Origin of the sequence: Leptospira weilii, assembly GCF_006874765.1 — a bacterium.
Lineage (GTDB): Bacteria > Spirochaetota > Leptospiria > Leptospirales > Leptospiraceae > Leptospira > Leptospira weilii.
In genome coordinates this window covers 172,622-187,323 of record NZ_CP040841.1, presented here as the reverse complement: position 1 = coordinate 187,323, position 14,702 = coordinate 172,622, and the positions used below count along the sequence as shown (strand labels likewise).

At 40.6% G+C, this 14,702-nt stretch carries 12 protein-coding genes; 6 read left to right on the top strand and 6 right to left on the bottom strand.

Annotated features, from left to right (window positions below; translation table 11 throughout):
* Positions 1-2 precede the first annotated feature (2 nt).
* Complete coding sequence (locus tag FHG67_RS20385; protein WP_004500864.1) at positions 3-2,405, top strand: C1 family peptidase; 2,403 nt, start codon at positions 3-5, stop codon at positions 2,403-2,405.
* A gap of 556 nt (positions 2,406-2,961) precedes the next feature.
* On the opposite strand, the gene FHG67_RS20380 is transcribed toward FHG67_RS20385, so the two are convergent.
* The 3 genes from FHG67_RS20380 to FHG67_RS20370 all read right to left on the bottom strand — a co-directional run bounded on the left by FHG67_RS20380 (position 2,962) and on the right by FHG67_RS20370 (position 6,229).
* Positions 2,962-4,317: an EAL domain-containing protein gene (locus tag FHG67_RS20380; RefSeq protein ID WP_004500858.1), complete on the bottom strand. Its 1,356-nt coding sequence runs from the start codon at positions 4,315-4,317 to the stop codon at positions 2,962-2,964.
* A gap of 98 nt (positions 4,318-4,415) precedes the next feature.
* Positions 4,416-5,834: a UTP--glucose-1-phosphate uridylyltransferase gene (locus FHG67_RS20375; protein ID WP_004500852.1), complete on the bottom strand. Its 1,419-nt coding sequence runs from the start codon at positions 5,832-5,834 to the stop codon at positions 4,416-4,418.
* Positions 5,822-6,229, bottom strand: coding sequence for a hypothetical protein (locus FHG67_RS20370; RefSeq protein ID WP_002618195.1), 408 nt, complete (start codon positions 6,227-6,229; stop codon positions 5,822-5,824). Before FHG67_RS20370 ends, FHG67_RS20375 begins: the two co-directional genes overlap by 13 nt.
* A gap of 51 nt (positions 6,230-6,280) precedes the next feature.
* Between FHG67_RS20370 and FHG67_RS20365 the strand changes: the two genes are divergently transcribed.
* Positions 6,281-7,261 (top strand): lecithin--cholesterol acyltransferase, encoded by a 981-nt coding sequence (locus FHG67_RS20365; protein WP_004501580.1) that lies wholly within the window; start codon positions 6,281-6,283, stop codon positions 7,259-7,261.
* 76 nt (positions 7,262-7,337) lie between these two features.
* Here FHG67_RS20365 and FHG67_RS20360 read toward each other — a convergent pair whose 3' ends face one another.
* The 3 genes from FHG67_RS20360 to FHG67_RS20350 are packed head-to-tail and all read right to left on the bottom strand — an operon-like array spanning position 7,338 to position 11,248.
* A complete protein-coding gene (locus tag FHG67_RS20360) occupies positions 7,338-7,901 on the bottom strand; it encodes a hypothetical protein (RefSeq protein WP_004500818.1) in 564 nt (187 codons plus the stop codon).
* On the bottom strand, positions 7,902-10,025 hold the full coding sequence (locus FHG67_RS20355; protein ID WP_004500866.1) for a 7TM diverse intracellular signaling domain-containing protein: 2,124 nt from the start codon (positions 10,023-10,025) through the stop codon (positions 7,902-7,904).
* On the bottom strand, positions 10,022-11,248 hold the full coding sequence (locus tag FHG67_RS20350) for a TraB/GumN family protein (RefSeq protein ID WP_004500829.1): 1,227 nt from the start codon (positions 11,246-11,248) through the stop codon (positions 10,022-10,024). The genes FHG67_RS20355 and FHG67_RS20350 overlap by 4 nt, the downstream gene beginning before the upstream one ends.
* Positions 11,249-11,426: 178 nt before the next feature.
* On the opposite strand from FHG67_RS20350, the gene FHG67_RS20345 reads away from it, so the two are divergent.
* The 4 genes from FHG67_RS20345 to FHG67_RS20330 all read left to right on the top strand — a co-directional run bounded on the left by FHG67_RS20345 (position 11,427) and on the right by FHG67_RS20330 (position 14,339).
* A complete protein-coding gene (locus FHG67_RS20345; protein WP_002617050.1) occupies positions 11,427-11,933 on the top strand; it encodes a chemotaxis protein CheD in 507 nt (168 codons plus the stop codon).
* A gap of 6 nt (positions 11,934-11,939) precedes the next feature.
* On the top strand, positions 11,940-12,791 hold the full coding sequence (locus tag FHG67_RS20340; protein ID WP_004500820.1) for an HDOD domain-containing protein: 852 nt from the start codon (positions 11,940-11,942) through the stop codon (positions 12,789-12,791).
* Complete coding sequence (locus FHG67_RS20335; RefSeq protein ID WP_004495205.1) at positions 12,788-13,327, top strand: shikimate kinase; 540 nt, start codon at positions 12,788-12,790, stop codon at positions 13,325-13,327. The genes FHG67_RS20340 and FHG67_RS20335 overlap by 4 nt, the downstream gene beginning before the upstream one ends.
* 115 nt (positions 13,328-13,442) lie before the next feature.
* A complete protein-coding gene (locus FHG67_RS20330) occupies positions 13,443-14,339 on the top strand; it encodes a tyrosine-type recombinase/integrase (RefSeq protein ID WP_004495210.1) in 897 nt (298 codons plus the stop codon).
* The last annotated feature ends 363 nt before the right edge of the window (positions 14,340-14,702 follow it).

The window sequence follows — 14,702 nt, the reverse complement described above, 5'->3', positions numbered from 1 at the left end:
ATATGAGAATTTTAAAATATTCTATTCTAACATCGATTCTTTTTTCGCTCGCTCTTAGCCCGGTTTTTGCGCAACCGTTGACTCGTTCTTTGGGGATGCAACGGGAATCCTCCGAACTTCTTTCCTCGTTAAGGGACACGAATCCGTACGGAATTTCTCACAGAGGGCTCGCTTCAAACGTGGACCTTTCTCCTTCCATGCCTCCTGTGGGAAATCAGGGGGAACAAGGCAGTTGTGTCGCTTGGTCCACCGCCTACGCGACTAAGAGTTTCCAAGAATATATCGAAAGAAAAGGTTCCAACAAGGATTGGTCTCTTAGAACCCCCGAAGGAAATCCGAATTACAGCAAAATCTTTTCGCCCGCGTTTATCTACAATCAAATCAACGGAGGAAGAGATAACGGATCCTTGATCTCCGACGCAATGCGCGTAATCGTGGAAATGGGAGCGGCACCTTGGGAAACAATGCCCTATAATTCCGCCGATTACAAAGCTCGTCCTTCTCAAGCAGCAATCGACGCCGCTTCCAAATACAAAGCCAAAGAATTTTTAAGAGTGAAAACGACGGACATAACCGAAGTGAAAGCGCAACTTGCGGAAGGTAAGCCGGTTGTCGCAGGAGTTTTGGTTTATGAGAACTTCTTCAATCTGAAAGGAGATCAGATTTACAAAGAGGGTTTAGGCAAAACCTACGGAGGACACGCGATCGCAATCGTCGGTTACGACGATTCTAAGAATGCCGTAAAATTCATCAATTCTTGGGGAACGGATTGGGGCGACCAAGGTTACGGTTATATAGACTATCGTTGGTTTACTCGAATTTGTCAAGGCGCCTTCGTAATGATCGACCAGATTGAAACCGTCAGCGATCAAGGAAAGCCGGATTCCAACACTCCCGAACCCACTTCGATCGCGAGTGATTCCAATCCAGTAGCGCCTTCTTCCATCACCGCTTCTCAAGGAAGTTTTACGGATAAGGTTTTAATCAACTGGGAAGTCGTTCCGAACGCAGTCGGATACGAAATTCATAGAAAGGGTCCGGGAGATTCCGATTTCGGGAAGATCGGTTTGGCGAGCACGAATAGCTTTAACGATGACGGAGTTCAACCGAATCTCGCCTATAGATACAAGATTATGACTTTAACGGATTCTTACGCTTCCGATTTATCTCAGGGCGAGGTAATCGGATTTGCAAAAACGGAAGAACTAAAACCTCCTCCCAAAGTTTTGGGGGTGAAAGCGACACAAGGTCAATACGACAACAAAATCGAACTCACTTGGGAGCCGGGAGCCGCTTCTTCCGAATACCAAATCTTTAAATGGAATAAGGCTCAGAAGAGATATAATCCGATCGGGAACTCCAAGATCAACAGTTATGCGGATCATTCCGCGGCAAAAAAAGGTATTATGGAAATCTATGTAGTTTCTGCTAAACTTAGCGGAAAAACAGGAGAACCTTCCGATGCGGTGAGCGGTTTTACGGCCCAACCGAAGACCCCTCCCGCAAAGCCGTTGGGACTAGTTGCTAGCCGAGGTTCTTATCAAAATAAAGTGGAATTGAAATGGCAAAAAGTTTCCGGAGCTTCCAAATATTTCGTATTTCGATATGTAAAATCCGGTTGGATTGGAGGGGGAGCTTGGGAAAAAATTTCCGAAACGGGAGCGGAAGAATTCATCGATGAAAATCTGCCCGCTCGATTCGCATACTATTCCGTAACAGCCGTAAACTCGGAAGGGAAAAACGGTCCGTTCTCAAGTTTTGCCTACGGATATACCGATCCCAACAAACAAAGGGGGGTAAAAATTACTTCTCCTGAAAACCTAAAAGGTGTTCTAGATACAAAAGCGGCTAAGATAAATCTGACTTGGGATAAGACGAAAGAAGCATCAGAATATTATGTTTTTCGTAAGAAAAGAGGAGAATCAAAATGGACTTTTCTCGGTTCCGCGGGAAACAAAAACGATTATGTGGCTGCCGTTCCGGAAAAAGAAACTTTATTTCTTTATTCTGTGACTTCAAAAACCGATCTCGGGGGAGAAAGCGAAAATTCCCTTCCCGTATCGGCTGTAATCTCCGCCGCAGTTACCGCTCCTAAGAAAAGAACCTTCGGTGGAGATTCCACTTTGGAGAAATTCAAGGGACCTTGGACCGCAATGGCCTGGGACGGAAATAACGGAGTAAGTCAAGTGCTTTTAGAAATCGAAAGTCAGGATAATATCAGCTACACCGTAAAGTTCAATAAAAAGAAAATCTTCGAAGGCAAATACGTAGAAGAATCGCCGATCATCGACAAGGACGGAAAATTCAAAATAGAGATCGAAAAATCGGGGGATGCTCTTTCGGTCACGATGAAAGACGTATCGATTGTAAGTCAAAAATCCAACTTGTCTTTCCTAAAAGAATAAGGAAATCGTTGATTAGGAGTTAGTAATATTTTACCTCGCTAATCTCTCGTGAGTCGGAAAAGTGATTGAAATCATGGTGGTTAAAAAAGCGGGAATTTTTGTGGGAACTCCCACAAAAAGATACCTTCTGTTTACAAAGTTATGATTTTGTGATAGAAAAAGTTTCTCAGGTTTCTCCGCCACCATGTCGCCAGTTCATACATCAGGAAAACTCAGGCACAACGCTTCCTAACATAACGTGAGTTCGGTGTAACAAAATGCGAAAGCGATTCTATGTTATGACCTGAATGCCGATCCATAGAGAGGCATTCACTGAGTTAGCCGATCCATAGAGAGGCATTCACTGAGTTTATTATGCAGCGACATTGAGTTTGAGCGCGGTCGCGAGAGCCATTTTATCTATGAAACTCGCGAGCTGCGACGACGACTCATAGGGAGTCGTTGCACTTTAGTTTCTTATTCGCCCGAACTTTCTTAGACCGAACTCACGTTAAATAGAACTTAACTTGCAGACAAGCAAGTAGAACTTTTAGATCTAACTCACACAAACCTTTATTTAAGAAACGAGTTCGAGCTCTTTTGCGAGTTTGAAGATATTTCCTTTTTTCTTTAGTTTGGAAAGAAGTTCTTCTGAACTCAAAATTTGATTCACGATTGTTTCCGGAAGATCCTGCATGTCCTCAAAAATTGCCTTATATTCTTCGACGGAAATCTTCTTACAAAATAGATTGGTTTGGAAATAATAGACTTGGTGTGTAATTAAGAAGTTTAAGGAATCTATGTCTTCCAAAGCCTCGGCTGTGATAATCGCTTCCCGATTATCCGAAAGTCTTCTGCAATAATCGATAAATGCTAAGTTATCCAAGAATTTGGTAAGATCCTGATTGGCCTTAAATTTAAAACTGATCGGATCGAGTTTGAATTCTTTAATCATCTCTCCCAGATCCAAAACAATCTGGTGGCTTTGGCTTTTGACTCCGAAATCATCTGCCGCAAAACTGATCCCGAAATTCCAGAATCTCTTGCATACGCTCTTGAGTGTGACATCTGTTTCTTCGTACGGCTTTTCAATTAATTCCATTCTTACGAGAGCCGGATTTAGATTTTGATTGAGAAGAAGATTATGAAAACGAGTTACTTTTTCGTCTGTATCAAACGTATCGATAAGAGTCTGCGGAGAAATGTTAAATTTTAAAAGACCGGGGGCTCCGTTACAACATACCGTCAATTTTTCCAAAATCAGAAGTTCGATTCGATTTAGATCCTGATAGTGAGGAATATCCCGAATAAGATCCGCATAACCCGAGTAAGCTTCTCCTCCGACAAATACCTCCCCTCCTTTCATAGAGTACGTATGCGCCTTGTGATTGTAGTAAATGATCGGCTGAATGACAGCATCCGCTTTTTCACCAGCGAAATAATCATTGACCCGATTGAGGTAAGTCCAACTCCAACGAATGAGATTGTCCTGCAAATTTTTGAGCGAAGAAACTTCCAATTCATGAAAGATTTCGTCCACATAAGAAATATAATTACATTGGGTTCTCGCAATTCCGAAATCGAAATTCATAGAACCGTTTTTGATCGAAACCTCTCTGAATCGTCCAAGAAGCGAATCGAAGTTTAAAAATCCGTTTGAGCCGCCGTTCATTTGAATCGGAGCGACTCCGATCAGCAGATTTTTTTTATCCCCATAACAGTAATAAGAATAGTGATTTTCCACACCGGGGCTCAGTTCCGATATTTTGATTGGAACAAGTTGTAAGAAATCAATAAAGGATAAGGATTTTATATCTTGAAACCGAAGAAGAACAATCGGTTTACCTCTGTTTTCGTTGATAAAGACGTTTTTAAACTGCTCAATTTTACCTTCGTCAAAGGATCGGATCTTCAGACTTTTAGAAGTTGTCATTTTAACCTTTACGATTCAAAAAATCCTACTGGATTTGAACCGATTCGTTCCAAAAATTCCAATAAAATATTTCTTTTAAGGATTTTCTTTGTAAAGTCTTAAAAGGAATATTTTCCGGACTCTAAAACTCCCGATCCCAAGTCCGATATTCTACGAAGCCCGGAACCGGTGTTCTGGATCACTACCTCGCCTACGATCGAAACTTTTTGATCGAATAGCACTTCCCCCTGAACAATGAGAGAGGCACAACGCGCCAAAGAAGGGATCTCCGGAAAAAGTCGATTGAAGTCCTGGATTCTCTTGTAGTATTTTTCATCCAGAGTAATCAATACTTCGCCTAATCCCGATTCCTTCCTTGCATCGGACATAGTAATCGAGTAGTTTTCCCAAAGATGATACGCGTCGGATCTCCGAGCAAGATAATCCTCACATTTTTTTACAGGAGTAAATCGATCCCTGGGAATAATAATCCCCTTGATCTTATTAAAATTTCGGATCGCGGACCCCATTGCGGTTTCAAGTTGGAGAACGTCTTTTCCTTCGATCGTCTTCGGATTTACGATCAGAGAAAGTTCAAAATTACCTTGAAGAATTTTTTCCCTAAGAGCAATCAAATCGATCCAAAGATTGTTGGTCGAAAAAGTTCTAAACTTGCCCAAACCTTCAAACTCGTGTATGTGTTCTTGAGGAACTTGAGCCGTTTCGAGAAGTTGATAACTCTCCAATTTTCCATGAACGATCCTTTTGTAGATCGCCCCGCCTTTTTTATCGGCAAGAGTTTTCGGAGTCATTTCCATACAGAATTCTAATTTTTCTTCCAACATATAAGAAAGAATTCCGGGATGTACCGTAGCTCCTAAATTATCCCCGTTAGATACAAACGCAACTTTGTATCCATTTGCAATGAGAGTGTCCAAAAATCCCGTCTCCAAAAGAGAAATCCAAATATCCCCGTGGCCGGGAGGACACCATTCATCGTCGGGATTTTTACACACAATCGGCGTTAGATTCTCTTTTAAAAGACGAGGTACTTTATGCTGTAAGAAAGAAGTCGGGAATTTTTGTCGGAACCCGATTCTTTTCAATTCCGTCTGACTTTCACTTTGCGTATTGAAACTATCCATCAGAATCAAAGGAACAGACACGTTATATTTCTTTTGAATGAATTCGGATTGTTTGGCGACGATTTCCAAAAAGGACATTCCGTCTTTCAATTCAATCAAGGACTTAGGACCGGAAAGCCCCATCGAAGTTCCAAGTCCTCCGTTCAGTTTGATAACGACCAGATTCTTAAGAATTGACGGATCCGGGACATTCTCTTTTTCAATTTGTTCGAGAGAGATTTCGTCCGTAACCGGGTCCAAATCGCCTACTTCCTCCCAGCGAACAATTCCAGTTTCCCCATTTCGAACCAGATCCGTTTTTTTCAAAAAGTCCTGGATGAAAGCGGAAGATAAACCTTCGGCAGCCATTTTCTTTTGGATTAGTTCATCCGCCCCTAATTTTATCGAATCCATCGAACCACCGATTTGCTATTGTATTGTTCGTCGAACTCTGTAAACTCAATCAGGAATTTCTCGGATGGGTTCGAAGGTTCGTAAAAAAGTTTCGCTCTTACTTCTTTTCCTTTGCCGGGAATCGCCTTAGGAACTTCCTCGTTTTCCGAATACAAAGGAAGAAAAACAAGATACGTATAGATATAAACGACAGTTTTCGGAGTTTTTTTATAAACCAAAACTCCCTTACCAGTTAAATCGCGTTTTAAAATTTTCGCATAAGGAACCGGAAATAACTTTCTCCAGGTTTCCTTGAAATTTTTCTCCATGCCGAAATGTGTCGGAATATTTGAATAGACAACGGAAGGCAGAATGAAAAAAATCCATAGGAAAAGAATCAGCTTCTTTGTTTTCATGAAAGACTCTGACAGTCTTATCTTTTCACTCCATAACTTCAAGCCATTCTCATGAAAAAAATCATGTCTACTCTTAGAACGTTTTTTTATTTCCTTTCCGAGATTTTAGAATTCATGTTTTCTTTAATTTCTTCGCTACTCCCCTCGAGTGCAGATCCGAGTCTTTCCAAAGGAGATATTTATATCGTAACCGGTTATCTTTCGGGAACTTTGTTTTATTCCAAGCTGTGCAAGGCTTTAGAATCGGAGGGATATCGACCTAAGATTTTGAGAATTCCCCCTTTTTTATTCAACACGAAAAAAGCTGTGGAAATTCTCGCAAAACAGATGGATCAAATTCCTTCTAAATCCATTCTACTCGCCCACAATACGGGCGGACTTTTGACTTTGTTGCTCCCGGATCGAAGCCGCCAAAAAATCAAAGGGCTCGTAACTTTAGGAACTCCGTTCCGAGGAAGTTATTTGTTCTCCCTTTTTCCCCTAAGCGGCTTGCGTTACGGTTCCGAATATTTGAAAGAACTCTTTAAAACTTTTTTATTCATGGACCGTTTTCATCCTCTTTCACCTTTAAAAGAATTTATCTTTCTTCCCGCTTCTTCTTCCGTTTATGGCGAAGGAAGGGATCTTTGGTTCGATATTCCAGGAAACTACAATCAAGTTCGCAAAGCGGAGAATATCCGAACGATTTTGGAATTTCTTTCGTTCCATTATCCGATTGCGGCCGCGCGGGAATTTGAAAAGCAAACGATTCCTATCACAAAAGCTCAGTTACAAACATTTCAATCCGAAATTTTAAAAGGAAATCTTTCGGCAAAGAAGAAATCGGTGAAAGAACGCGCTTCGAAGTCAAAATCGCCCGTTAAAAAAAATACTACGGCAAAAAATCAAAAAACAAATCCGACTTCCAAAAGAAAAACGAAATCCGTCATAAATCCGCAGGTTGCCCGCTCCAAAACGAAAAATGTGCCTAAGAAAAAACCGATCTCGACTTCCGGTAAAAATAAATCAGTAGCGAAAAAAAATAAGCGTTAGGCGAAATATCTGAGAGAGTAGATTCTCGTTTTTCATAGATCACTCGTCCAAAATTAAGAAAACTAAAGCTACGAGTCTAATTCCGCGGAGTCGAACGGTACTGACCGTAAAGAGTATCGTCCGAATCAAAGACGGATTCCGATAAGGCGAGAATTTCTCCCGATTGAAGAGATACGACTCTCAGTTGGAGTAAAAACGTCTGATCGTTAAATTGAACCACTCCTAAAAGCAGAAGATCCGTCCCCGACAATTTCCCGATCTCCAGATTTTGATCTGAAAGCACCAATCCGGACTTTTGAAAACTTTGCTCGTCGATAAGTCGCCCCAATTGGGACTTTTCCACGAGTGCGATCTTTCCCGGATCATACATCTGCGGCAGAAGTTGAGAGGAAATCGTGGTTCCTAAAATGGTAACCAAACCGTTTTCATTTAACAAAGGGAGAACGGTAAGCTTTAACGCGCCTTTTTTTTCGGGAAAATAAGCTTGTCGGTTGACGTTGATCTGTTTTTTCAACTCCGTAGAAACTTCCTGCAAAACCGCGCCTAAAGGTTTCGGAAGATCCTTTTTCGAAGAACGTCTAACCGAACAATCCGTGAAAAATAACAAAAGAAATAATATTATAAAAATAAAATGTTTCATTTAGAAATACTTAACCAAAGTGACTCGATTTCCCGCAGAATTGAATTTCACTACGTCGAAAGTGGAAAGTGCAAGCGCGATTCCCCTAGTCTGTAAAGTCGCATTTTCATTCGTTTTAGAAAAAGCATTTCGAACAATTCTCGCGTGATTGAATCCTTTCCCTTCGTCCGTAATTCTATAACCCACCTTTTGACTGGAAAGAAAATATTCCACGAGAATTTTTTTATCCCTATAATGCGGATCGTTTTGACGAGTTAGGATAAATTGAAAATAATTTCTACTTTTTAAGAATCTGGCCTTATCTTCGTTGGATATATTAAGATTTCCGTGTTCAATCGAGTTGATGAGCATCTCTCTCAGGCCCGTTCGAATCGAAAGAGCCATAGTAGGATTAGTAAAACGTATAAGATTAAATGTAAGTCTCTGACTCAGAAGTTCCGCGTTTTGAAGAGAATTGTTCATTGAAAACACGATTCTCTCCTCATCCAGAAATCTCCCAATCAGATCCCGATCCGGTTCAAAAGCTCTTCCTAAGATATCCCGACCGTATTTGTGCTCCAAAATTTGAAGACGAACCTGTAGCTCTTTGGGCTCTTTCAGATATTTCTGAATGAAATCGACTCGAAAATAAACTGGTTTTCTCGTGGAATGCAACTCTTCCATCCTTTCCATAACATACAATTTTTTGAATACGTCCTCCAAACTTCCCGTTTTGTACAACAGATCAAAAAAATTCTTACCGATCACGTCCTGCGGTTTAAAACCTAAAAACGTAGCAATAGATTTATTACTTCCTGTGATCGTTCCGTTGAAATCCAAATCGAAAAGAAAATCCTCCTCGCCTTCGTATAAATTTTTATACTGAACCGCAGATTGTTCGTGTCTTTGTTTCAAAAGGCCTAAACTCGTCATCTGCATCTCTAAAGTTAAGGAAAGTTGTTTGATCCGATCTGCCAATCCCAAAGACAAAAGAGCGACTTCAATCGCGGATCCAATCTGTAGGCCCCATTGAGTAAAAAAGTTATCTGAAAACACTCCAAAGGCGCTCATCGCGTATAAAAAACTCCCCAAAATCAAAACGGACCAAGCCATTAGGAAAAATCGAGCTGGACGATGTCCTTTCCACACACATTGAAGGCTGTTAGTCAAAAGCAAAGTTAGAACGATCAAAAGAACAATAATACTTGAAATCACACTGAACGTATAAGCGAAAAAAGTTAAGGAACCAACACAACCGAGCCCGCAAATCGCCATGATCGGATAATAAAGTTTGTTCGTCATCGGAGTCATTTTAGAGGATTCTAAAAAGGATTTTCCGAACAAACACGCAGCGAGAAGCGCAGAAAACATAAAAAACGGAAGGCTTACGTTCCCCCATCCCGGGTGATTAGGCCATAAAAACTGAAAGGACAAGCCGTTTAGAGTCATCTGAAAAAGAATATCAAAAAATATAAATATACTATAATAAAGATAACTTATATCTCGAATCGTAATCAAAAGAAACAGATTGTAGATAAACATTACAAGCATCGTTCCGTAGTACAAACCGAGGACAGTATATTCTTTTGCGGTTTGTTCCAAAAATTGGGTCCGCGAATACGCGGATAAGGGAACGATGATTGAATTTCTGGATTCGATCCGAATATAATAGTCGTTTTTGGAAAGAGGAGGTTCGCTCAATTGAAATGGAAAATTCCGATTTTCCGCAAGCCTTGTTGCAAATGGAAGTTTATCTCCGGAAACCACCAGAGGCGAGGGCCCGTTTCGAACGGAATAAAACTGTAAAGAATCGATCAGACAATAAGAGAATAGAAGGACCCAATTTTTTGTTCTCTTTTCCGAATTAGAAACCGGAATCCGAACCCAAATCGTTGCATCGGAATATCCGAGGCTACTATTGAAAAGCGGAATCGATTTCCCAGATCGAAAGATATTTTGAATCTCGGGAAAAGAAAGTTTTCCTGATTTGTCTTCGTAATACGTTAGATACGGTTGAAGATTCCATCCTTTCATTACCGCATTCGGTTCAAATTCGGCAGACGACTCGGAATGAATCGCGAAAAAAGCCCCGGAACAAGCCAAAATCGAAATGAAGGCCTTAAATTTCCGAAGCCCGAAAATCACATCAATCCCTTAAGAACTCGGAATAAGTCTGCGGTTACAATGAACGTACCGATACTGCTGCCTATTTGAGGAAGTATAAACACGAGAAAAATACGAATCACGTTATTCTTCCAATATCCTTGCCAGTGTTCCGAATCTTGAGCGATTTTTTCGAAGTCCTCGACGAGAGGTTTACGCAACCAAGACTCGCATAACGCGGCAACCCAACCCGGTTTGATAATCGGATTAAAATTACCTACGGGAGCCGCAAGAAACGCAAGGATCACGGATAGGGGATGTGCGAGAGAAATAATAGCGCCTAACGCGGCAAGTCCGCCTTTGACTAAAATCCAACGAAGAACTAATTCCTGACCTTGTTGTCTGCCTCCGAAATAGAAAACCGTCAGAATGAGACCGAAGAAAATCCCCGGAATCAAAAAACCTTTCCAACGGTCCAGGACCACTTTTTGAGGTAAATGATCGAGACTGGAAATATCCCTTTCTTCCTGAACATGACTCATGATACCTTGCAAATGACCCGCGCCGACTACGGCAAAAATTTTCTTCCCTTCCTTTGCGGCGTCTCGAATCTTTTGAGCGAGATAGGAATCCCTTTCATCGATGATTACGTTTTTAATCGACTCGTAACGTTTCGGAAGTTGGGAAAAAAGATCCTTGAGAACATCTTCCGATTTCATCTCTTCGATTTTTTCCTCGGAGACATCCTCTTTCACGAAAAGAGAAGCCAACAATGCGGAAAGAAGAAACATACGATTGAAAATTCCGATGTTCCACCAGGCTCTTTTGAGAGTCGTTGAAATTTCCCGATCAATTGGAACGATTCTGGCGCCAATTTTTTCACCTTCGACGATCGCCATTCTCATCTCATCCCCAGGGCGAATGGAGTCTTTACCGAGTTTTTTTTGGAACGCGGAGAGAATAAGACTTGAAAGGAGAAGATACATCTTTCTTTCTTTAAAAACTTTGAATATATCTAATTTTTTCCAGTGCTCGTTATCCTTCAGAGAACGCATTCTGGAGTTACAAAGCTCAACGCAGACCGTGTCCGGCTTTTCTTTCCGGATGATTTTTTGAACCTCGTCTATGCTTTTTTGACTGATATGCGCAGTTCCGAGAACCGTTACGATCGCCTTGCCCAGTTTAAACGTTTCAATCGGTTCGGAGCCGGAAACTTTTCTTTTGTGTTCGGATTTTACCTTATTTTTAAGTGCCGCTTTTGCCATTCCAAAGGCAGTATATGAAATCAAGATTCGAGAGTAAAATGAAATTCTGCCGTTTTTAGATTCAAAGGTATCTACTTCTTCAAATTGACTTAAAAAAGTATTGAAGAATTAAGGAGCCTCCTATAAAGTCTTGTTACACTTTTATAACTAAAATGAACACCGGGATAACGGGATACAAATGCTGACAAAAGGATCAAAAGTAGTCAACGTAGGAATCGCCGATATGCAGGGAGCACAATCTCCCGAAATTTTGAGAACCACCTTGGGTTCCTGCATCGGGGTGGTATTTTACGCTCCCGACAAAAAGATAGGAGCAATGGCTCACTTTATGCTCTCCAAAGACCCAAGCGGAAAAGATTCACAAAAGAGTCCTTTCAAATACGCGGAGACCGCAATTCCTCTCTTGATCAAAAAAATGAGCGAAATGGGCTGTAACCATGGAGAATATTCGGTAAGACTCTTCGGAGGCGCCTCCATGTTCAAAGGAGTTCAATCCAGTTTTTTACAAAACATCGGAGAACAGAACATCCTGATCGCCAGAGCTATTTTGGAACAAAGTAAAATTCCTTTAATCTTAGAGGATGTCGGAGGGAACGACGGTAGAACTATCAGCTTGTATTTGGACGACGGCCGGGTTCTTTTAAAAAAAGGCGGGTTTGAAAAGTATCTCTACAAGGTCAGGTAAGAAAAGATGAAAGAAAAAATAGACCAACTTTTTTTAAACGACGCTCAACTTCCTAGAATTTCATCCGTAGTTACGAAAGTAATGCAAATGGTGCAAAAGCAAGATGTATCAATTCCGGATCTAGCAAAGGAAATTTCACACGATCCGGGTTTGACAGCCGATGTGATTAAACTTTCCAATTCAGCTTACTACCGAGCGGCAAAACCAATCAAAACCGTACAAGAATCTCTGATGACTTTAGGGATCAAAACGGTAAAAGATATCATTCTACTAACCGCGGCGAGAGGGATTCTTAAAAAAGATCTGAAAGGTTATCAAGTAGAAGCGGAAGACAATTGGATTCATTCTCTCACGGTAGCGGAACTTTCCAAAAGAATTTGCGAACAAAAAAAACTTAAAATCGGATTGGACCTCGCGTTTACCAGTGGTCTCTTGCACAATATAGGCAAAGTGATTCTTGCCGACTTTTTTCCCGCTGCAATCGCCAATCTTAGGGAGGAATTAAAAACTCATTCCGTTTCGTTCGAAGAATTAGAAAGAAAACATTTCGGATATTCCCACGAAGAAGTAAGTGAGAAATTATTAGAAAAATGGAATTTTCCAAAAGAATTGATTCACGTGTCACGGAACTACAGCCAACCCGAAAATGAAAAAGAATTTCAGGAATTAGTATCCGTGGTTCATGTAGCTCATTCGATTTCCATCGCAGCGGGAGTGGGAATTGACATCGCGGGCTTATCCACTCCGATTTCCAATAAGGCTTTGCAAATTATAGGAATCACCGACTCTGACGTACAAATGTACTATACGGTTCTTCCGGAAATACACAAACACATCCGCGAGTTGATTCAGGCTTGAGAAAAAATTTCGCTCTGATCGGCCCAAGAGGGGTCGGAAAATCCAAAATTTCTCGTAAACTTTCTAAAATAACAGGAATGCCCGTAATATCTACGGATATGATCGCGGTTTACGAGATGGGAGGGATTTCCATTCCGGAATTCATTCAAGAAAATGAAGGAGATTGGAGAACTTTTCGAGATTTAGAGTTCCAAATCTTAGTAAAACTCAAAACTTCCCGGGGAATTATCTTAGATTGCGGAGGTGGTATTTTATTTGATTTGGATACCAAAGGAAAAGAGGTCCCTAGTAATCGTAAAATTGACCTTTTAAAATCCATTGCTCTCGTTTTTGGCCTTTCCAAGCCTACGGAAGCTTTAGTGGAAAAGATTCAAAACGACCCTACTCGCCCCCCACTCAGTGCAATTAACTCCTATCGGAACATATTAGAGGACCGATTACCCCATTATCGAAGTGTTTCAGATTATTATCTTGAAATAGATGATTTGAAGGTAGAGGAAGTCTGTTCTAGAATTCTGCACAAAATTGAATATTGAATTGACACATTTTGGCGATATTTGGTTCTCTTTCTCCAAAGCTTTTAGAAAAAGAATATGAAAATCATATAAAAGCAACTAACGAGTCTCATTACTAAATTAGCAGGGAAGAAAGATGGCAGAATTGGACGTTCCAAAAAAGAACAAACACTCAATTGAAAGACTAATAAAGATTATCCGCCAGAGAAATTATAAAAAAGCTACGGCTTATACTTACATGAAATATAACTTAGATTTTCTCCATTTTACGGACAAACCTGCAGAAAAGATCACCGTAAAGGATCTGAACCGTTATATGGATCATTTAAGGAAGAGAAAAGTATCCTCCTCTACCATTCAGATCAACGTAAGTTCTTTGAAAATGTTTTTCGAAGACGTAATGAAAATGAATGTATTTCAGGATTTTCAAAGACCCGTACGGGAATATAACAATCCGAATGCGATCACTTATAAGGAAATGCAAAGTATTTTAAAAACCGCGTCATCAAACGCGAAACACGAGTTGATGTGCGGTCTGGTGTATTTCGGAGGCCTTCGGGTCGGTGAGCTGATCACCCTCCGATGGGCTCATTTGGATACAAAAAGAAAATCAATTCACATCAAAGTTCCGATTCTTTCGCAATCTAGAACCGTGGAAATTCCTGCGGAATTAGGGACTCTGATTAAGAAGTATGAAAGAGAAGTCATCTCTTCTTCGAACGCATATCTGTTTCCGGGAAAAAGTTCAGGATCTCATACGACGTCTAGAAATGTGGAAAGGATCATTTCCGAAATAGGCAGAAACTCCGGGATTTCAAGTCCAGTAACCGTTTTTACTCTCAGACACAGCAGAGCTCTGCATTTGATCGCCGACGGTTCGTCCTTGAATCACGTGAAGGATTTTCTAGGACACAAAACTTTGGCAAGTACCGAATCTTATTTACCGGTGAAGAGAAATCTAAGATCGTCAGTCAGGGAAAAATCAAGACAAGATGCCCTTAAAAACATTCGTAAAAAGTTTAGGACCAGTTAAAATACCCATCTTCAAAATTTTCCGATGTCGGTGTGTATCTTAAAACTTGTCTTGAACTCGAAAAGAAGCTACGATTGTTAAGTTGCCAATAACAAAATGCAACGGTCCTCGTACAAGATCTCTCTTTGGGAAGTTTATAGATTTTTAAACCGTGTTTCACTATTAGTAGAGTGTCCAAAATTCTGTGTCTAAACGCAAGATTTGTGCTCAAATTAACGGTATTGGATCAGTAAGAATCCGTCTCAAAAATGTAGGAACTACTACAATTTTAAATAACAGAAACCGTCAATACGACGGCTTCTGTGGAACCCACGTTTTTAGAAACTTGCCGGATCGTTTTTAAAGATATCTTTTTAAGGTTTT